Source organism: Nocardia tengchongensis, from assembly GCF_054781395.1.
The window spans coordinates 1,150,353-1,168,746 of the sequence record NZ_BAAGUM010000006.1 but is presented as its reverse complement, the minus strand read 5'-3'; the positions used below and the strand labels follow the sequence as shown (position 1 = coordinate 1,168,746).

The following is an 18,394-nucleotide window of genomic DNA, read 5'->3' as shown; positions in this document are numbered from 1 at the left end:
CGAACCAAAATGTCTATCTTCCTGAACAAGGACAACAAGGTCATCGTCCAGGGCATCACCGGCGGCGAGGGCACCAAGCACACCGCGCTGATGCTGAAGGCGGGCACCCAGGTCGTCGGCGGCGTGAACGCCCGCAAGGCCGGCACCACCGTCAAGCACGTCGACAAGGACGGCAACGACATCGAGCTGCCGGTCTTCGCGACCGTCGCCGAGGCCATGGAGAAGACCGGGGCCGACACCTCGATCGCCTTCGTGCCGCCGGCCTTCTCGAAGGACGCCATCATCGAGGCCATCGACGCGGAGATCCCGCTGCTCGTGGTCATCACCGAGGGCATCCCGGTGCAGGACTCCGCCTACGCGTGGGCCTACAACGTGGAGAAGGGTCAGAAGACCCGCATCATCGGCCCGAACTGCCCCGGCATCATCACCCCGGGTGAGTCGCTGGTCGGCATCACCCCGGCCACCATCTCGGGCAAGGGTCCGATCGGCCTGGTCTCCAAGTCGGGCACCCTGACCTACCAGATGATGTTCGAGCTGCGGGACTTCGGTTTCTCCACCGCCATCGGCATCGGCGGTGACCCGGTCATCGGCACCACCCACATCGACGCCATCGAGGCGTTCGAGAAGGACCCCGAGACCAAGCTCATCGTCATGATCGGCGAGATCGGCGGCGACGCCGAGGAGCGCGCGGCGGCCTACATCCAGGCCAACGTCACCAAGCCGGTCGTCGGCTACGTCGCGGGCTTCACCGCGCCGGAGGGCAAGACCATGGGCCACGCCGGCGCCATCGTCTCCGACGGTGCGGGCACCGCCCAGGGCAAGAAGGAGGCCCTCGAGGCCGCGGGCGTGAAGGTCGGCAAGACCCCGTCCGAGACCGCCGCCCTGGCGCGCGAGATCCTGGAGAAGGCTTCCATCAGCGCCTGATGTTCTCGTGCCCCGCTGTCTGACGACAGCGGGGCACAGGGCAAGGATTTCGGGCGGGTGCTGCCCGCCCGAATGGCTGACAACGAAGGCCGCCTGTCGAATTCGACAGGCGGCCTTCGTGATTCACAGGAATGTGAGCAATCAGTCGTGCGGCGGGTGTTTGCGGGCCGGGGCGGCGGGTAAAGCGGCCGGGTCCTGCGCCGATTCAGCTATTGCGGTAAGGGCACGGGTGGTGGTAGATGCTGCCACCGGCCGTGCGGTGCAGTAGCGTCGGTGGAGGTTCGTGAACGACTCGATAGGAGACGACGACATGGCTTACCCGACCGGGGGCTCGGGATACAACGCGCCCCAGCCGACGCCTTCCTCCGGATCCGGATTCGGCGCGGGCGCTCCCGCAGCCGGTTCGGGGACCTCGCCCATCGCGGGCAAGGGACTGCCTTTCTTCCTCACCGTGGGCGTCGCGGCGCTCGGCGTCATCAACTTCCTGCTGGGCTTCGCGCCCTATGTCGGCACCAAGGCCGTCGAGATCGGCAACACCCGGGTCGGCGGTGACGCCACCTTCAGCCTGTTCGAGAGCGCGGGTTCCGCGGCGCTGGTGACCATCCTGCTGATCGCGGGCCTGGTGGCGGGTCTATCCCTGCTGCCCAAGCAGAGTGGCAATACCGGTCTGGTGGCGGCGGCTTCGCTCGGCGCGTTCCTGGGCATCCTGTTCGGCTCGTTCAACCTCGGCGACAGCATGACGCTGAAGTGGGGCGGCTGGGTGATCCTGTTCCTGTCGTTCGTGCAGGCCGTGGTGGCCGTGCTGGCGCTGCTGTTCGAGGCCGGCATCGTGAAGGCGCCGGAGCCGAAACCGGCCGCGCCGCAGGGCGGTTACGGTCAGCAGCCGTTCAGCACGACCGGCGGGCAGTACCAGCAGCAGTCGTTCGGTCAGCAGGGCGGTTACGGTCAGCAGCCGCCGCAGTCGTTCGGTCAGCCGAGCGCGCCGCAGCCCGCGCAGCCGTCCTACGGTCAGCAGCCGTCCTACGGTCAGCCGGCCGGGTACGGTCAGCAGCCCGCGGGGTACGGCACCGGTTCGCAGCCGACCTACGGTCAGCAGCAGCCGTCCTACGGTCAGCAGCCGCAGCAGCCGGGTTTCGGTCAGCAGTCGCCGTACGGCGCTCCGCAGCAGCCGGCCGGCAGTGCCGACGCCACCCAGCATTTCGGTGGTCAGGCGCAGCGTCCGGCGCAGCCGTTCGGCGGTGAGCAGGCGGCGGATCCGGCGGCGGACGCCACCCGCGCCTTCCGTCCGGGCCAGGACGACAAGTAGTCCTTTCGCGTCACAGGGCGGCCTCCGGTATCTGACCGGGGGCCGTTCTCTTTGCTCGCGCGCCGGCCGCCCGGCGCGCCTGACCCTACGGTTTCCGAGATGCTGCCACGCTGGTTGTCCATGAGTGCCCCGAGAACTGCCCTGGCTCGCCTGAGCGACCCCGATCTGCGGGCGCCGCGACGGTCGCCGCCGCGGCAGCGGGGCGGGGGCGGCGGCGGTGGATTCGGCTCGCTGACGCCGGAATTCGCACGGGTCCTGATGCTGGTCGCGGCCCGGGCGTCGGCCATCACGCTGCTGATCATCTTCATCCTGGTGTACGCCACCCTGTTCGCGGCGGGCGGCGGCACGGGCGGGTCGTCCGGTGCGATCGCGGCGAGCTGGCTTGCGGTGCATCAGGTTCCGCTGGTGATCGGCAAGACCGGGATCGGGCTGTGGCCGCTGCTGCCGACCCTGCTGATGCTGTGGCTGGTGGCCCGCGACAGCGCGCAGGCCGCCGACTCCGACTGCGAGATCAACGATCTGGGCTGGGTGGTCGGCGCCGCCGTGGGCGGCCCGCTGCTGATCACCGCGGTCTGCCTGGCCGTGGCCGAGGACGCGGCGGCCCTGGTGCCGCTGCAGCCGCCGGACACGCTCGCCGCGTTCGCCTGGGTGGCCTGGCTGAATCTGCTGGCGGCGGTGGCGGGCATCGGGTCGCGGCGTTGGCGCGAGTTCGCCGACCTGCTGCCGATTCCGCTGCCGGACTGGGTGGTTCCCGGGGCCCGGGCCGGTGCGCGGGCGGTGGGCCGGCTGCTGGCGGCCTCGGCCCTGGTGGCGGTGGTGTCGTTCCTGCTGCACTGGTCCCGGATCGGCGACACCTATCACGCGGCCGCCGGAAGCATCTCCGGCGCATTGGGTTTGAGTCTGCTGTCGCTGGCCTACCTGCCGAATGTCGTGGTCGACGGGGTGAGCGTGCTGGTGGGCGGCCAGGTCGAGATCGGCCCGGGCTCGTTGAGCCTGTTCGGGATCGAGGGCGCGCCGGTGCCCGCGGTGCCGGTGGCGGCCGCGGTGCCCGCGGGCCCGGTGGCGTTGTGGTGGCTGGCGCTGCTGCTGGTGCCCGCCGCGATCGGGGTGCTGTCGGGCCTGGAATGCGGCCGCTCCTCCCATGATCGGGCTGCCGCGCCCTGGGCGACGCTGACCGCCGCCGGTGTCGCGGCCGTCGCGATGGCGCTGCTCGGCGCTGTCGCCGGGGGCGAGCTCGGCACCTTCGGCCGGATCGCGCCGACCGTGCTGGGCGCGGCGCTGGTGTTCGTCTGGCTCGCGGTCGCCGGCTATGTCGGCATGCTGGGCGCCCGCCGGTTCGGCGGCCCGGCCGCGGTGCCCGCCGTCGCCTACGACGACTACGAGGACGACGAGTACGAGTACGAGGACTACCCGGACGACGGCTACGACTACGCGGACGACGAGTACGACGACGATGACTACGACGACGAGTACGACGACCACGACGACGAACTCGACGACGAGGACCCCGCCGAGGACGAGCCGCACGCCGAGAGCGGCTGGTACGACGACGAGGACCTCGACGGCGCCTTGGTAGCGGAACTGGTCGACGACCAGGACGGCGACGAGCCCGTGGCCGGTGTGAAATCCGTCGACAACCCCGACATCGTCGACGCCGAAGTGGTAGAGGGAGACCTGCCGGACAAGTAGCGGGGGCACGGTCGTTAGGCTGTTGGCGGCGGATAGTTTCCCGCTGTCCCCTTCCCGCTCCGATCGACAGGGAGTAGTGCGCTGACGTCCACGCCCGCCCCGATGTTGCCGCCGACCGCACCCGCGTCCGTCGTGGTGCTCGCCTCCGGCACCGGGTCTCTGCTGCGTTCTCTGCTGGAAGCGACCCGGCAGCCGGGTTATCCGGCGCAGGTGGTCGCCGTCGGGGTGGATCGCGATTGCGCCGCCACCGAGCATGCCGAGGCCTTCGACGTGTCGTCGTTCAAGGTCGCGCTGGGTGAGTTCGCCGATCGCGCCGAGTGGGATCTGGCGTTGACCGAGATCGTGGCCGCTTTCGAACCCGATCTGGTGGTGTCGGCGGGTTTCATGAAGATTCTGGGTCCCGCGTTCATGGACCGTTTCGGCGGTCGCATCATCAACACCCATCCCGCGTTGCTGCCCGCGTTCCCGGGGGCGCACGGGGTGCGGGACGCGCTCGCGTACGGCGTGCGGGTGACCGGTTCGACCGTGCACCTGGTCGATTCGGGCATCGATACCGGGCCGATCCTGGCGCAGGAGGCGGTCACCGTGCTGCCCGATGACGACGAGGCGACCCTGCACGAGCGCATCAAGGTCGTGGAGCGCCGGCTGCTGGCGGAGACCGTCGCCGCTGTCGCTACCCGAGGCATTGTCTCCGATGGACGAAAGGCAGTTATCCCAGATGAGCGAGTTCTCCGGTGAGTGAACGCAAGCCGATCAAGCGGGCCCTCGTAAGCGTCTACGACAAGACCGGTCTGATCGAACTGGCTACCGGTCTGCACCAGGCCGGTGTGGAGCTGGTGTCGACCGGCTCGACCGCCGGCAAGATCGCCGACGCCGGCATCCCGGTCACCAAAGTCGAAGACCTGACCGGTTTCCCGGAGACCCTGGACGGCCGGGTCAAGACGCTGCACCCGCGCGTGCACGCCGGCATCCTGGCCGACACCCGCAAGGAAGAGCACGTCGACCAGCTCGTCGAGCTGGGTGTCGAGGCCTTCCAGCTCGTCGTGGTGAACCTGTACCCGTTCACCCAGACCGTGGCGTCGGGCGCGAGCGTCGACGAGTGCGTCGAGCAGATCGACATCGGCGGCCCGTCCATGGTGCGCGCCGCCGCCAAGAACCACCCCTCGGTGGCCGTGGTCGTCAACACCGGTGACTACGCCGAGGCGATCGCCGCCGTGCAGCAGGGTGGTTTCACCCTCGCCGAGCGGACCGCCCTGGCCGCCAAGGCTTTCCAGCACACCGCCACCTACGATGTGGCCGTCGCGAGCTGGATGACCAGTGTCGCGGTCCCGGCTGTGGCGCCGGAATCCGATGCCGCGCAGCAGTTCCCGGAGTGGATCGGCGGCACCTGGCAGCGCGAGGACGTGCTGCGTTACGGCGAGAACCCGCATCAGGCCGCGGCGCTGTACACCAACCAGGGTGGCCCGCAGGGGCTGGCGCAGGCGAAGCAGTTGCACGGCAAGGAGATGTCGTACAACAACTACACCGACGCCGACGCCGCCTGGCGCGCCGCCTACGACTTCGACGCCCCGGCCGTGGCGGTCATCAAGCACGCCAACCCGTGCGGCATCGCGGTGGGCGCGGATATCGCCGAGGCGCACCGCAAGGCGCACGCCACCGACCCGGTCTCCGCGTACGGCGGCGTGATCGCGGCCAACCGTGAGGTCTCGGTCGAGATGGCCGAGCAGGTCGCCGAGATCTTCACCGAGGTCATCGTGGCCCCGTCCTACGCCGACGGCGCGGTCGAGGTGCTGGCGCGCAAGAAGAACGTGCGTGTACTGGTGGCCGAGCCGGCCCAGCGCAAGGGCGCGGAGCTGCGTCCGGTCAGCGGCGGCGTGCTGCTGCAGGACCGCGACATCCTCGACGCCGAGGGCGACAGCGCGGCGAACTGGACCCTGGCCGCCGGTGAGGCTGCCGACGAGGCCACCCTGCGTGATCTCGAATTCGCTTGGCGTGCTTGCCGTGCCGTGAAGTCCAACGCGATCCTGCTGGCCGACGAGGGTGCGGCCGTGGGTGTCGGTATGGGCCAGGTGAACCGGGTCGATTCCTGCAAGCTGGCGGTGGAGCGGGCCGGTGAGCGCGCCAAGGGCGCGGTGGCCGCGTCCGACGCGTTCTTCCCGTTCTCGGACGGGCCGCAGATCCTGGTCGCCGCGGGCGTGCGCGCCATCGTGCACCCGGGTGGTTCGATCCGCGACAAGGACACCATCGAGCTGTGCCGTGAGGCTGGAGTCACCTTGTACCTCACCGGGTCTCGGCACTTCGCGCACTGAGCGGCGCCGCGGTAGCGGTATCACGTAATCGGGACAGGGCCCGGATCGCATCGCGGTCCGGGCCCTGTCGCGTATTCGGGATCAGTTGGCGCTCAATACTTTCCGGTCACCGAGTGGGGCTTTCAGCGGTATCTCGAGGTTGCCGAAGACAGCGATCATGGTGCACATCTTGCCCACCGCGTCGGGTCTGGTGCCCGATTTCAGGTCGACGGTGACGGTGGTCGAGGTCTCGGTGACGCTCGCGTCCACGCCGTAGCATTCGGGGGAGCCGGTCTGGAAGTTGACGGCGATCTTGTCGGGGGCGATGCGGGTCCAGCTGTCGAACGGAATGCCGTGCGGGCTGACGATGCTCGGGTCGGCGGTGAAAGCCCGTCCCGTTTGTCCGTCTCGAGCTTCGGTGGGTGTGGCGGTGGTGCTGGTCGCGCCGGTGCTGGTCGTCGATCCGCCGCCGTTGTCGGAGTTCCCGCAGGCGGTGATGGTGAGCCCGATCAGCGTGGCTGCGGCGGCAGCGATCAGGCGGCGTCCCCGTGTCCCGTACATGGCTGACACCCTAATGTCCCGCGCTCGGGCCTCCGGTTCGGAGCGCCGGTTACGTCCCGCTGGCGAATTTCTGGCGAAGACACGCCGAAATCTTCGCAGAACCGGCGCGTAACGATGCGGTGACGGGGGCGGACTCGGTACTGTCGTCACCAGATGTGCGAATGCAGTTCCGCGACATCGGCTTATCTCATGTTCCCCCCTCCCGAAAGGACGCACCGTGGGCGACTCGTTGAAGGTTGGCGAAGAACTCGGTCGTGGTCAGTCGCTGCAAGGCGGCGCTTACACCCTGACTCTGCAAGATGATGGCAACCTGGTGCTGTCCGACCCGAGCGGCAAGGTCGAATGGGCTTCCGGCACCAACGGTCAGGGCGTCGTGAAGGCGACCCTGCAGGATGACGGCAACTTCGTCCTCTACAAGGAGGACGGCGCCGCCTGGTCCACCGAGACCAATGGCAAGAGCGCGGACCGTCTGGTCGTCCAGGCCGACCGCAATGTCGTGCTGTACGGCTCCGACGGCGGCTCGCTGTGGTCGTCGGGCACCAACACCGACAACCCGCTGCCCGCTCCGGAGCCGGTCCAGACCCAGGCCGCCGCGGTCGAGGACGTGCCCCCGCCGCCGCCGGCCGCCCAGACCTACACCGTCGAGCCGGGTGACACCCTGTGGGCCATCGCCGAGCGCTTCTACGGCGACGGCAACCGCTACCAGGAGATCGCCAACGCCTCCGGTATCGACAACCCGGACGCCATCAACCCCGGTCAGGTCCTGACCATCCCGTAAATCGAGGCGCCGCCCAGGTTTTCGAGACAACAGCAGAGGCTCCGATGCGAAAGCATCGGAGCCTCTTGCGTTTTCGTCCTACCGAGCCGACAACTACCGGCTGGTGAAGGGCAGTAGCGCCATTTCGCGCGCGTTCTTGACGGCGACGGCGACCTGACGCTGCTGTTGCGGGGTGAGCCCGGTGACGCGGCGGCTGCGGATCTTGCCGCGGTCGGAGATGAACGTGCGGAGCAGGTTCACATCCTTGTAGTCGACGGTCTCGACACCGGCCGCGATGAGGGGGTTCTTCTTCGGGCGGCGGGCTTGCTCGGCCCGCGTCTTCTTCGACGGTGCTCGCTTCACTGCCATGTCAGCGTTCCTCACTCACGAATCGTGGATGCTTACCAACTCGATTTGTGCACACCGGGCAGCTCTCCTCGATGGGCCATCGCGCGAACGCGCACACGCGAGAGACCGAACTTGCGGAGATGGCCGCGTGGGCGTCCGTCCGCGGCGTCCCGATTGCGCAATCGTACCGGACTGGCATCGCGCGGCAGCTGCTGTAAGGCGGTCTGTGCGGCCGCCCGTTCCGCGTCGCCGCTGGTCGGTTTGCGGATGATCTCCTTGAGTTCCGCGCGCCGTTCGGCCCAGCGGGCCACGATCAGTTTGCGCTGTTCGTTCTTGGCGATCTTGGACTTCTTCGCCATGTCAGCGGTCCTCGCGGAAGTCGACGTGCTTGCGGACGACCGGGTCGTATTTCTTCAGAACCATGCGATCGGGGTCGTTGCGCTTGTTCTTGCGGGTGACGTAGGTGTATCCGGTTCCGGCGGTGGACTTCAGCTTGATGACGGGCCGGATGTCGGTGGATTTGGAGGCCATCTGTTGCCTTTCAGATCTTCTGGCCGCGGGCGCGCAGCCGGGTGACGACCGCTTCGATGCCGTCGCGGTCGATGGTCTTGATCCCCTTGGTGGAGACGGTCAGCGTGATGCGCCGGCCTTCGCTGGGCAGGTAGTAGGTCTTGCGCTGGATATTGGGGTCCCAGCGCCGGTTGGTCCGCTTGTGCGAGTGCGATACGGACTTGCCGAAGCCCGGCTTGCGGCCGGTGACCTGGCAGATGGCCGACATGGGCACTCCCTTCCGGGGTTCAATGGTTATGACAACCGTTTTCGACAACGAACGTATTCCAAGGTACCCTCACTCCTCGGTAATTGAAAATCATTGTCGAAAGGGGGACCGGTGGCGTCCCAACGCAAGCCTGTGCTCGTCCTCGCGGGGCTCCCCGGACGCGCGGCCGACGGCGTCGAACAGGCGGCCCGCCTGCTGGGCGAGAAGCCCGGCACCGTCGTGGTGCGGCACGACCTGAGTGAGCTACGCGAGGGCGTGGTGCGCCGGACGGTCCGCCTCGACGGGCGCGAGACCGTCACCGTGCTGGAACTCGCGCACGGCTGCGTCTCCTGCACCCTGCGCGCCGACCTGCTGCCCTACCTGTGCCTGCTGGCCGCGCGGGATTCGGTGCGGCGCATCGTGCTCGCACTGGATCCGGCCTTCGAGGCGGAAGCGGTGTGCCAGGCCATCGATGACGTGCCGGTGGCCGGTGTGGCCGATCGCGCCGACGGCCCGGCCGGGCGCGATGTGCGCATCGATTCCGTGCTCACCTGTATCGACGCCCGTGACTGGCTGGCCGACGCCACCGGCGACGAGACGATCGCCGAGCGCGGCCACGCCACCGCCGAGGACGAGCGCACCGTGGCCCAGCTGGCCGTCGGCCAGGCCGAATTCGCCGATGCCCTGTTGGTTTTCGATGCCGGAGCCGATCTGGTGGACCGCGAGCGCACCAATGCCGTGCTGGTGCGGCTGGCCCCGCGCGCGCCCATCAGCTGGGTGGCCGATCCCGCCACGCTGGATGTCGACGATCTGACCTGGCTGCTGCGCCGGGTGCCCGCGGACGCGCGCCGCGGCGCCGGGTTCGACCCCCACGCCTCGCTGCTGGCCGGTGCGCCCCCGCTGGAATCGGATTCCGGTGTGGCGCTGGTGGAATTCGCCACCGACCGCCCCTTTCACCCCGATCGACTACATTCGGCCATCGATGTGCTGCTGGACGGCGTGGTGAGCGCGCGCGGCCGGGCCTGGCTGGCCACCCAGTCCGACGAGGTGGTGTGGCTGGAATCGGCGGGCGGTGGGCTGCGGGTCGGCGGCGCCGGTAAGTGGCTGGCGGCCATGACATCCCGCGAGTTGGCGGAGGTGGATCCGGAGCGCCGCGCGCTGGCCTCGCTGCGCTGGCACGAGCAGTTCGGCGACCGTCACACCTCGCTGGTCATCCTGGTCGCCGACGCCGATCCGGACGAGATCCGCGCGGCGCTGCACTGGGCGCTGGTGGACGAGGACGAATTGCGGCAGCTGCGTTTCGCGCCGGAGCGGGTCGCGCTGTGGTCCGACCCGTTCGGCGATCAGCACGAGGAACCGTGTGACACACCCCGTTCGGGCGAGGCGCGGGTGCGGGGCAATCAGAGTTCGACGACAAGTGAGGAGAACCGATAATGGCCGTTCCGAAGCGCAGGATGTCGCGCGCGAATACGCACAGCCGCCGCTCGCAGTGGAAGGCGAGCCCGCTGGATCTGGTGCCGGTCACGGTCGGGGGAGTGGTGCGGATGGTGCCGCGGAGGCTGGTGCGAGCCGTCGAACGCGGGCTGATCGATCTCGGGAAACTCTGAGTTTCGAGGGGGTTCGGGGGCTTGGCCCCCGAACCTCCCCGCTGCCGGTCCGGGGTCGCCCCCGGTTCCGGTCAGCCTTCCTTCGCGGCCAGGTCCACCAGGGTGGCGGCGAGGCGGAAGTACTTGTTCTTGCCGAGATCGGCGATGGTCTTCACACCGAGCGCCTCGAGCAGCTGGGCGTCGTGCTTCTCGGTGAGTCCGGCCAGCGCCGACGGCGGGGCGGCCAGGATGTCGTCGAGAGACTTGGATTCGTAGGCCTTGTCGAGAGCTTTGTCGAGTACCACGTTGACGGCCACGAGAGCCTCCTTCGTTTGGAACTGAGCAAGAGAACGGACGAGGCAGACACTAGCCTTGAAGTTGCTGTCTCGCCAGGGATCTACCGGGGTGTTGCGACGGTGTGAATCACCTGTGTGGTTTTCGCGAGGGTGCGAAAAAGTCTTCCTAAAGTTGTGAACTCGTGGCCTGGTGCCGGTATTCTCGTGCCTTGAGGGCGGGTTCTTCTGATTACAGAAGAACCCGCTCATCGCCACTTCAGAGGCGGTTTCGGGCTTGTCGCCGACGGAAGAGATTCCGGCAAATCGCCCAATTCAGTTGTCGGATACGGCTTTCGAAACGCTGCCCGCCGGCGCTTGTCCACTCGCGGCCGGACTATCGGAATGTCCGTTCGGTCCGGTTCCCCAGCCGGGCAACGGCACATCCGGCAGCAACTGCTCCAGTTTTGCCAGCTGATCGGCGAAGGCGGTGGCCGGACCCTCGACGAGCGAGAACGGGAACGGCCAGCGCTGCTTGCCCGATACCCGGTCCAACTCCGCCTTCAGTTCGGCGGTGGTGGCCTCCAGATCACTGATCTCGGTGCGCAGTTCGTCGATCCGCGCGAGCGCGGCCGCCAGCCCGTCGACCACCGTCCGGTTGCGACCCTGGGCATCGGTGCCCAGCTGGGGCCAGCCGTTGAGGCCGGGTCCGCGCAGCTGGATCTGGATGTCGCGCAATGCCGCGTCCTGTTCGGGTGTCAAGTCGGGTTCCTCCGTTTCTGCATCCCACTGACCGAAATCCATTCGGTCGGTTTGATTCACGTCGCATTCCACGCCGTCGATGGTGACCTGCTCGCCGTTCTGATAGATCGCGATCCGCGGATCGACCCGGCCGCCGGACCAGGCCACCGTCTGCCACGCCCAGGTCGCCGTCCCGCCGTCCAGCGCCCGGCTCACCGGCCAATACCCGCCGTAGATACCGACATTCGAGCGCCCGAGGACACTGGCCGCGCCGTCCAGGTAGGCGTCGATCGGCACCTGCTGCTGCGGCGTCGCGTCGAAATCGGCGGAGAAGTAGATGGGCCGATCGGCCCGCCCGCCGCAACGCAGCACCTGCGCCAGCGCCGCGCGCGCGTCGGTCACGCCCGCACCGTAGCCGTCGAGCATGCGGGCGGCGGTGGTCTCCCAGTTGGCGACGATGGAAATCCCGTGTGCGCGCAGGTCATCCGCTTCGGCGGGGGTGAGCAACTTGCCCGGCAGGCTGGGCCCGCCATCGGACAGATAGCGAACCACGAAGTCGTAGCCGTTGGCCGTGATCGCACTCGGCGCGGGCCGACCTGCGGCGTAGTCCAGCCCGAAACGCATGACTCCCACTGTAATTCGACGGACACGCGGAAATGGGCGGAATGCGGTGGTTGACTGGTCGGCCATGGCCAACGTGACAACTGATCTCGTGCGATCGGGGTAACTCGTCGGGAACGTCCAGAATCGGGTTGGCTCTCAACTTCACTTCGCATGCATGCCTCTCAACGGCTCTCAGCCGGGCGCTGAAGTCGCGGAGAGGCGGAAAAGGAATGCCGATGCCTGTACGCGACGGGGCCTGGCCGCCGGGAACACCGTGCTGGGTCGACTGCCAGGTCGACGATCCGGCCGGGGCCGGCGAGTTCTACGCCGGCCTGTTCGGCTGGGACGTTCAAGGCGGCGGGGAGGACGCCGGGGGATACCTGATGGCGCTGCGCGACGACCGGGCGGTGGCGGGGATCGGCCCGAAACCCGAGGCCGGGGTGCCGTCGGTGTGGACCACGTATTTCGCGGTGACCGACGCCGACAAGTGCGCTCAGGAGGTGATCGCCGCGGGCGGCCGGCTGCTGGTACCCGCCTTCGACGTGATGGAATTCGGCCGCATGTTCGTGGCCGCCGACGCCTCCGGCGCGGCGTTCGCGGTGTGGGAGGCGCGCGCCCACGACGGCGCGGCGGTGTACAACGAGCACGGCGCCTACGTCTGGAACGACTTGCACACCGGCGATTTCGCGGCCGCCAAGTCCTTCTACGCGGAGGTCTTCGACTTCACCTTCGCCGAATTCGACGACGAGGCAACGCGATACGCCACCTTCACCCCGCCCGGCGGGACCGGCTCGGTCGGCGGCATCAACGACGACAGTGTGAACGGCGTCGCCGCGGCCCAGCCCTACTGGCTGACCTGGTTCCAGTTCGAGGACATCGATTCCGGCCTGACTCGCGCCGTGGAGCTGGGGGCGACGGTGCTCATGTCCGCCACCGACGGACCGTTCGGGCGGATGGCGATCATGGCCGCGCCGCAGGGCGAGTTGTTCGGTCTGCTCGATCCCCGGGAAGTCCCGCGGTAGGTCCGCTCAGAGCACCGATTCCGGCCGTCGCGCACCCGGCTGCGTCGCGGCGTGCTGCGAGGCCGCCTGCAGCGAAGTGCTGTGCACGTCCGCCGGCTCGGGGGTGCGGCTCGGGGTCCGCGCCTCGCGCCGGTCGGGGGCGACCAGGATGGCGGTGATCGGAATCGCCAGCGAGAGCGTGCCGATGATGAAGAACGGCACGAAGAAGGTGAACAGCACGTTCCCGTGCGGCGCGGGCGCGTTCGGGTCGACGTGCACCTGCAGGCCGGTCAGTCCGGCGTAGTGCATGCCGGTCACCATGACGGCGTACAGCACCGCGCCGACCAGCACCATCGGCACCGAGCCGACCCACAGGCTGAACCACAGGGTGAGCGCCGAGAGCACGAACGCGATCACGTACACCGCGACGGTGGACACCAGGCTGCGGTCGACGGTGCCCTGGATCCGCAAGGCGCCCAGCAGCAGCTGGTGCACGTCGCCGAACCCGAAGGCCATCACGGCCGCCGCGACCAGCAGCCGCCACCAGACCAGCGTCTTGCCGGTGATGAGCAGTGCCAGGAACACCGTGATCGCCGACAGCACCGAGAACAGCGTGATCGACAGGTTGTCGTAGCGCAGCTGGGTGCCGCGCACGTCGAAGCCGAGCATCGAGACGAAGACCGGCATCGCGACGCCGACGCCGCCGACCGACACCGCCGCCACGAACAGCCACACCATCCGGAACTTCTGGGTCACCGACTTGGCGGACTGCCGGATGCAGGCCAGGCCGCAGGCGGCTCCCGCGAACGACACGATCACGGCCAGCGCGAGGACCCAGTAGCCCATCGAGAAGTAGATCATCCAGACACCCCTGTCTTCGTACATCCGAACCCGGATCGGCGAACGCTAACCCTGCTGCGCGGTTTCGCGTTGCGCGGCCATCAGCCTTTCGATCGCGTACTCGGTGACGGCGGCCAGCGAGCGGCGTACCTCGGCCGGGTCGCGCGCGTCGATGTCCACGATCGGCACGCCATCGCGGACGCTGAGCGCCTCACGCAGTTCGGCGACCGGGAAGCGCGGCGCGTCCGGGAAGCGGTTGACCGCGATCAGGAACGGCAGCGACTTGGCTTCGAAGAAGTCGACGGCCGCGAAGCTGTCCTCGATCCGGCGGGTGTCGACCAGCACCACGGCGCCGATGGCGCCCTTGATCAGGTCGTCCCACATGAACCAGAACCGTCGCTGCCCGGGCGTGCCGAACAGGTACAGCACCAGGTTGCCGGGCAGGATGATGCGCCCGAAATCCATGGCCACGGTGGTGGTTTCCTTGCCCGGCGTGGCGGCGAGGTCGTCGACCCCGTCCGAGTAGCCGGTCACCATGGCCTCGGTGCGCAGCGGCACGATCTCGGAGACGGCGCCCACGAAGGTGGTCTTGCCCGCGCCGAACCCGCCCGCCACGACGATCTTGGTCGACGCGGTGCGCGCCTCGTCGCCCAGCCGCTGCGGGATCTGCAGGGCCGGGTTCGGGAACTGACCGGTCGTATACGCCGGACCCCCGTGCGGGCCGGCGGGGTAGCCTCCGCCGTTATAGGGCGCGGAGTCCATGCAGGGTCCTCTCCATCAGGGACCGGCGCTCGTCGAAGGTCGCCTGATCGCTCAAAGTCGAATGCACACGCAGGGTTCCGGCGACCACCAGGTCGCCGATGACGACCCGGACCATGCCCAGCGGCCGGCCCAGGTGCGCCGCGATCTCGGCGACCGAGAGTCGCGCGGTGCCCAGCCGCAGGATTTCGGTGCGCACGTCGCCGGCGGGCCAGTCGAAGTGGGCGGTGTAGGACAGGGTTTCGACGACCGCTTCCAGCGGTAGCTCCACCGCCGGCTCGGTACGGCCGGAGGTCAACGCGTAGGGGCGAACTCGGGTGGTCGGTGGCCGGTTGCCGCCGTGGGGATTCGTCATGTTCGGCTCATCTAGGCAGTGCGGGCGGTGGCCGAGACGACGGACCCGACCCGGTCGACCAGGAGGGCCATCTCGTATCCGATGCGGCCGATGTCGTGCTGCTTGTTGGCCAGCACCGCCAGGTGCGAGCCGTTGCCGACACTCATGACCAGCAGGTAGCCACGCTGCATCTCCACGATGGACTGCATCACCTTGCCGCCCTCGAAAAGCTGTGCGGCGCCGGCGGACAGGCTGGCCAGACCGGCGGTCACCGCGGCCAGCTGCTCACCGCGATCGGAGGGCAGGTGCGGGCTGGTGGCCTGCAGCAGACCGTCCGCGGAGACCAGGACGGCGTGCGAGACACCCGGCACTTCCTTGGTGAAGCGGGTGACCAGCCAGTTCAGATTCTCATCGGTTTTGGTGCTCTGGGTGTCGGTCATGCATGCCCTCCGTCGTTGTACTGGGAGTCGGCCCGCCCGGAGTGGACGCCGCTGAGATGCCTGCTGAGGCTGTTGCGGATCTCTTCCGGGTCGCGGCCGGAACCGTCGTCCTCCTGGGCGACCGCGCCCGGCACCAGCTGGGCGCCGGGCCGCCGAATCGGCAGGCCGCCTTCGGTACGACTGGTTGTGGTCGGGTTGGCCGCGTCTTCGGCCGCGGCCCAGCCGAGGTCCGAACTCGACGACCAGGCGGCGCCGGTCTGCTGTCCGTCGGCCGGTTCCACCAGCCACTCGGAGACCATGCGCTGATAGATCGGGGTCGGAGCGCCCTCGACCGGACGCAGGCCGGTCTGCGGGGCGGCCGGGCGGTTCCCGGCGGGGGCGGCGTCGTTGCCGTGAATGACGTTCTCGGCGTGGTCGTTGCCGTCGATGGCGCCGTCGGGGACCGTGGGACGGTCGTTGTCACCGAAGGCGCTGAATCCGTTGCCGAAGTAGCTGCCGGTGTCGGGGCCGTTCGGGTTCTGGCCGTAGCCGTTGCCGCCGTTGCGGCCGTGGGTGATCGGGGCGGTCGGTTCGGGCAGCTGCGCGACCGGCTCGGGGACCGGCACCACGCGTTCGGGAATCTGCACGACGCGCTCGGGCAGCGGAACGACCCGCTGGGGCAGCTGCGCGATCGGTTGCGGCGCCGGGGCGATCGGTTCGGGGGTGTGCGTGACCGGTTCCGGCGCCATCGGTTCGGGCGCCATGACCTGGTCGGGAACCGTGGTGTGCGGGTCGGCCGGGGTTTCGGGAGTCCCGGCCTCGCCCCAGAAGTTCATGTGCGCGGCCGGTTCCGGTCGCGCCGCGCTCGCACCGTACGCGCGAGCGTCGTCGGCGGTGAAGGCGTCGGTGAAACCGTCGGAGAAGCGATCCTGCGGCTGTGGCGGTTCGGTGTACGCGGGGACGATCGGGTGCTCGCCGGTGTCGGCGCCCGGCCTGCGCTGCGGCAGACCCGAACTGGTGGTCCCGAAGCGTCCGGTGGTGGTCGCGGCGGGTTCGGGCAGATTCGGTACCGGCGTCAGCCGCGGCGGGTTGACCACGGGGTTCGGACCGGTGGGCGGCCCGGCGGGCATCGGAATCTGGCCGGGTCCCATCGGGAGCTGGCCGGCGTCGGCCGGGATCGGACCGGAGAGCAGGGCGGCGGCCGGGATCGGGCCCGAGGCCAGCGCGGCCGGGGGCATCGGCAGTGCGGACGCCACCGGGAACTGACCGGTCGGGTCGCCGACGCGTTCCGGCGCGGGCGAGACCAGGCTGCCCGGCAGGTGCACGCTGGCGGTGATCCCCGGCTGCTGCACCATGGCCGAGGTGCGGCGCAGGCTCACCGTGATGTGGTGCCGCTTGGCCAGGCGGCCGACGACGAAAAGACCCATCCGGCGGGCGGTCTCGACATTGACCTCGCCACCGGAGGCCAGGCGGTCGTTGATGCCCTGCAGGTCCTCGGCGTTCATGCCGAGGCCACGGTCGGTGATCTCGATCAGGTAGCCGCCGTCCACCGCGCGCGCCACCGACACCGCCACCGGGGTGGTGGGCGGGGAGTAGCGCAGCGCGTTGTCGATCAGCTCGGCCAGCAGGTGCTCGATGTCGACGGCCGGCTCACCGGCGACGATGCCGTCGGGCACGGTGCCGATCTCGACGCGCTGATAGTCCTCCACCTGGGAGACCGAGGACCACAGCATGTCCGACAGCGGCACCGGCGCGAGATGTCCACGCCGCAGCGCGGTTCCGGCCAGCACCAGCAGGTTGTCGCCGTTGCGGCGCATGCGGGTGGCGAGGTGGTCGAGGCGGAACAGCGACTGCAGACGCTCGGAGTCGTCCTCGTCGCGCTCGAGTTCCTCGATCAGCGACAGCTGCTGCTCCACCAGGGATTGGCTGCGGCGCGAGAGGGTTTCGAACATGTTGCCGATCTGCAGGCGCAGTCGCGCCTGTTCGGCGGCCAGGTGGAGGGCCTGGGAGTGGATGTCGTCGACGGCTCGGGCCAGCTGCCCGATCTCCTCGGTGGTGTGCACGTCGACCGGCGAGATCTCCGGGGTCGCGCCGCCGGCGCGCACCACCTCGAGCTCCTGGGGCAGGTCGATGTGGGCCACCTGCAGGGCATCTCGCCGCAGGCGGCGGACCGGGACGACCAGCGAGCGCGCCACGATCAGGGCGAGCGCCAGACCGGCCAGCAGCATGCCGATCACGACCGAGGTATCGCGCAGCACGTTGTTGCGGGCCTCGGTGGTCAGCTGGGACAGCTTGGAGTCCATCGAGTTCGCGACGCTGGCGGTCTCGTTGCTGTAGGCGTCCGCGCTGGCGCGCAGCGAGTCCTGCATGGCGGGCAGGTTGCCCGGGTCGGGCACGTTCTGCATCAGGATGCCGACACGCGCGCCGGCGTTGTCGCGGAGCACGTTGGCGTTCTGGGCGGCGTCGGGCGCCATGCCGCGGTACACCTCGATCATGGTGATCTCGGCGCCGATGGCGGTGAGCAGCTTGGTCCGCAGCGCGGGGTTGGCGGCCGCGCCGGGCGCGGCCAGCATGATGCGTTCCTGGGTGAGCAGGCGCGAGGAGGTCAGCGCCGCACCGAACTGCAGGAAGGACTGCTGCACCCGCAGGTCGCCGATGGTGGGCGCGCCGGCGAGCGCGTTCTGCGCCCGGGTCTGCACCTCGTCGGCCTGATCGCCGATGGTCTGGGGGGAGCTGGTGCGCAGGCTGTTGCGCATGGTCTTCGACACCGCGACGGCGGTGCTCAGTTCCTTGACGACGCCGGGGTCGGCGTTGGAGGACTTGAGGGCGGTCTCGAGCTCGGCCTGGGCCTGGTCGAATTTGGCGGTGGCGGCGTCGAGGTCGGCGTCCACGTCCTGGTTGCCGCCGACGATGGCGGCGACCGCGAGTTCGTTGGTGCTGGTGAGGAATTTGACCGTGGGGCGGAGCACGTCCATCTGCTCCGAGGCCGCGCTCAGTTTGGAGATGGTCTGCAATTCGCTGTTGATGCGCAGTACCGCGAAGGTCGCGGCGAGGAGCACCGGGAGCACCAGCACGATGCCGACCTTGCGGGTAACGGGCCAGTTGGACAGGCTGAATTGCCACGACCGGGGTGCTGCTTCCATCCCGCTTCCGTCGCCTCCGCTTTCACGATTGACCCCCGGGTACGTATGCGGTTGTACGGCTTTGGG

The 18,394-nt window shown here is 69.0% G+C and carries 21 protein-coding genes; 9 read left to right on the top strand and 12 right to left on the bottom strand.

Features of this window, described 5'->3' with window-relative positions; all coding sequences use genetic code 11:
- The first annotated feature begins 9 nt into the window (after nt 1-9).
- From sucD to purH, 5 genes are all read left to right on the top strand, one after another.
- Complete coding sequence (sucD, locus tag ACYVKL_RS16545) at nt 10-924, top strand: succinate--CoA ligase subunit alpha (RefSeq protein ID WP_379164252.1); 915 nt, start codon at nt 10-12, stop codon at nt 922-924.
- Between the two features lie 310 nt (nt 925-1,234).
- On the top strand, nt 1,235-2,230 hold the full coding sequence (locus tag ACYVKL_RS16540; protein ID WP_379164249.1) for a DUF5336 domain-containing protein: 996 nt from the start codon (nt 1,235-1,237) through the stop codon (nt 2,228-2,230).
- Between the two features lie 120 nt (nt 2,231-2,350).
- Nucleotides 2,351-3,919 (top strand): cell division protein PerM, encoded by a 1,569-nt coding sequence (locus tag ACYVKL_RS16535; RefSeq protein WP_379164246.1) that lies wholly within the window; start codon nt 2,351-2,353, stop codon nt 3,917-3,919.
- A 102-nt stretch (nt 3,920-4,021) separates the two neighbouring features.
- The gene (purN, locus tag ACYVKL_RS16530; RefSeq protein ID WP_213559327.1) at nt 4,022-4,657 is read left to right on the top strand and encodes a phosphoribosylglycinamide formyltransferase; all 636 of its coding nucleotides are present in this window, start codon (nt 4,022-4,024) and stop codon (nt 4,655-4,657) included.
- Nucleotides 4,654-6,228, top strand: coding sequence for a bifunctional phosphoribosylaminoimidazolecarboxamide formyltransferase/IMP cyclohydrolase (gene purH, locus ACYVKL_RS16525; protein ID WP_213559328.1), 1,575 nt, complete (start codon nt 4,654-4,656; stop codon nt 6,226-6,228). Before purN ends, purH begins: the two co-directional genes overlap by 4 nt.
- Before the next feature lie 81 nt (nt 6,229-6,309).
- Here the strand turns inward: purH and ACYVKL_RS16520 are convergent, their stop codons facing one another.
- A complete protein-coding gene (locus ACYVKL_RS16520) occupies nt 6,310-6,768 on the bottom strand; it encodes a hypothetical protein (protein ID WP_379164242.1) in 459 nt (152 codons plus the stop codon).
- A 217-nt stretch (nt 6,769-6,985) separates the two neighbouring features.
- On the opposite strand from ACYVKL_RS16520, the gene ACYVKL_RS16515 reads away from it, so the two are divergent.
- Entirely contained in the window at nt 6,986-7,546 is a 561-nt protein-coding gene (locus tag ACYVKL_RS16515) for a LysM peptidoglycan-binding domain-containing protein (protein WP_213559330.1), read from the top strand.
- A 93-nt stretch (nt 7,547-7,639) separates the two neighbouring features.
- Here the strand turns inward: ACYVKL_RS16515 and rpsR are convergent, their stop codons facing one another.
- The 4 genes from rpsR to rpmB are packed head-to-tail and all read right to left on the bottom strand — an operon-like array spanning nt 7,640 to nt 8,651.
- A complete protein-coding gene (gene rpsR / locus ACYVKL_RS16510; protein ID WP_213559331.1) occupies nt 7,640-7,894 on the bottom strand; it encodes a 30S ribosomal protein S18 in 255 nt (84 codons plus the stop codon).
- A 32-nt stretch (nt 7,895-7,926) separates the two neighbouring features.
- Nucleotides 7,927-8,232: a 30S ribosomal protein S14 gene (rpsN, locus tag ACYVKL_RS16505; protein ID WP_379164238.1), complete on the bottom strand. Its 306-nt coding sequence runs from the start codon at nt 8,230-8,232 to the stop codon at nt 7,927-7,929.
- Nucleotide 8,233: 1 nt separating this feature from the next.
- The gene (rpmG, locus tag ACYVKL_RS16500; protein ID WP_357190734.1) at nt 8,234-8,404 is read right to left on the bottom strand and encodes a 50S ribosomal protein L33; all 171 of its coding nucleotides are present in this window, start codon (nt 8,402-8,404) and stop codon (nt 8,234-8,236) included.
- 10 nt (nt 8,405-8,414) lie between these two features.
- On the bottom strand, nt 8,415-8,651 hold the full coding sequence (gene rpmB, locus ACYVKL_RS16495; RefSeq protein WP_213559334.1) for a 50S ribosomal protein L28: 237 nt from the start codon (nt 8,649-8,651) through the stop codon (nt 8,415-8,417).
- A 111-nt stretch (nt 8,652-8,762) separates the two neighbouring features.
- Here rpmB and mrf point away from each other — a divergent pair, with 111 nt between their 5' ends.
- The gene (gene mrf, locus ACYVKL_RS16490) at nt 8,763-10,064 is read left to right on the top strand and encodes a ribosome hibernation factor-recruiting GTPase MRF (protein WP_379164234.1); all 1,302 of its coding nucleotides are present in this window, start codon (nt 8,763-8,765) and stop codon (nt 10,062-10,064) included.
- Nucleotides 10,064-10,237, top strand: a complete 174-nt coding sequence (gene rpmF, locus ACYVKL_RS16485) for a 50S ribosomal protein L32 (RefSeq protein ID WP_379164231.1) — start codon at nt 10,064-10,066, stop codon at nt 10,235-10,237. The genes mrf and rpmF overlap by 1 nt, the downstream gene beginning before the upstream one ends.
- 71 nt (nt 10,238-10,308) lie before the next feature.
- Here the strand turns inward: rpmF and ACYVKL_RS16480 are convergent, their stop codons facing one another.
- Together ACYVKL_RS16480 and ACYVKL_RS16475 are read right to left on the bottom strand one after the other, a co-directional pair.
- On the bottom strand, nt 10,309-10,533 hold the full coding sequence (locus ACYVKL_RS16480) for a hypothetical protein (RefSeq protein WP_213559337.1): 225 nt from the start codon (nt 10,531-10,533) through the stop codon (nt 10,309-10,311).
- 291 nt (nt 10,534-10,824) lie between these two features.
- Nucleotides 10,825-11,853: a DUF1906 domain-containing protein gene (locus tag ACYVKL_RS16475; RefSeq protein WP_379164227.1), complete on the bottom strand. Its 1,029-nt coding sequence runs from the start codon at nt 11,851-11,853 to the stop codon at nt 10,825-10,827.
- Nucleotides 11,854-12,068: 215 nt separating this feature from the next.
- Between ACYVKL_RS16475 and ACYVKL_RS16470 the strand changes: the two genes are divergently transcribed.
- Nucleotides 12,069-12,854 carry a VOC family protein gene (locus ACYVKL_RS16470; RefSeq protein WP_379164224.1) on the top strand — a complete coding sequence of 262 codons (786 nt, stop codon included), beginning with the start codon at nt 12,069-12,071 and terminating at the stop codon, nt 12,852-12,854.
- A 6-nt stretch (nt 12,855-12,860) separates the two neighbouring features.
- Here ACYVKL_RS16470 and ACYVKL_RS16465 read toward each other — a convergent pair whose 3' ends face one another.
- Genes ACYVKL_RS16465 through ACYVKL_RS16445 form a run of 5 tightly spaced genes read right to left on the bottom strand, consistent with a single transcriptional unit; the run spans nt 12,861 to nt 18,328 of the window.
- Nucleotides 12,861-13,694 carry an MHYT domain-containing protein gene (locus tag ACYVKL_RS16465; protein ID WP_379164221.1) on the bottom strand — a complete coding sequence of 278 codons (834 nt, stop codon included), beginning with the start codon at nt 13,692-13,694 and terminating at the stop codon, nt 12,861-12,863.
- 45 nt (nt 13,695-13,739) lie between these two features.
- Nucleotides 13,740-14,435, bottom strand: a complete 696-nt coding sequence (locus ACYVKL_RS16460; protein WP_357190746.1) for a GTP-binding protein — start codon at nt 14,433-14,435, stop codon at nt 13,740-13,742.
- On the bottom strand, nt 14,416-14,787 hold the full coding sequence (locus ACYVKL_RS16455) for a DUF742 domain-containing protein (protein WP_213559340.1): 372 nt from the start codon (nt 14,785-14,787) through the stop codon (nt 14,416-14,418). The genes ACYVKL_RS16460 and ACYVKL_RS16455 overlap by 20 nt, the downstream gene beginning before the upstream one ends.
- A gap of 11 nt (nt 14,788-14,798) precedes the next feature.
- On the bottom strand, nt 14,799-15,206 hold the full coding sequence (locus tag ACYVKL_RS16450; protein ID WP_357190748.1) for a roadblock/LC7 domain-containing protein: 408 nt from the start codon (nt 15,204-15,206) through the stop codon (nt 14,799-14,801).
- Entirely contained in the window at nt 15,203-18,328 is a 3,126-nt protein-coding gene (locus tag ACYVKL_RS16445) for an ATP-binding protein (RefSeq protein WP_379164216.1), read from the bottom strand. The genes ACYVKL_RS16450 and ACYVKL_RS16445 overlap by 4 nt, the downstream gene beginning before the upstream one ends.
- Between the last annotated feature and the right edge of the window lie 66 nt (nt 18,329-18,394).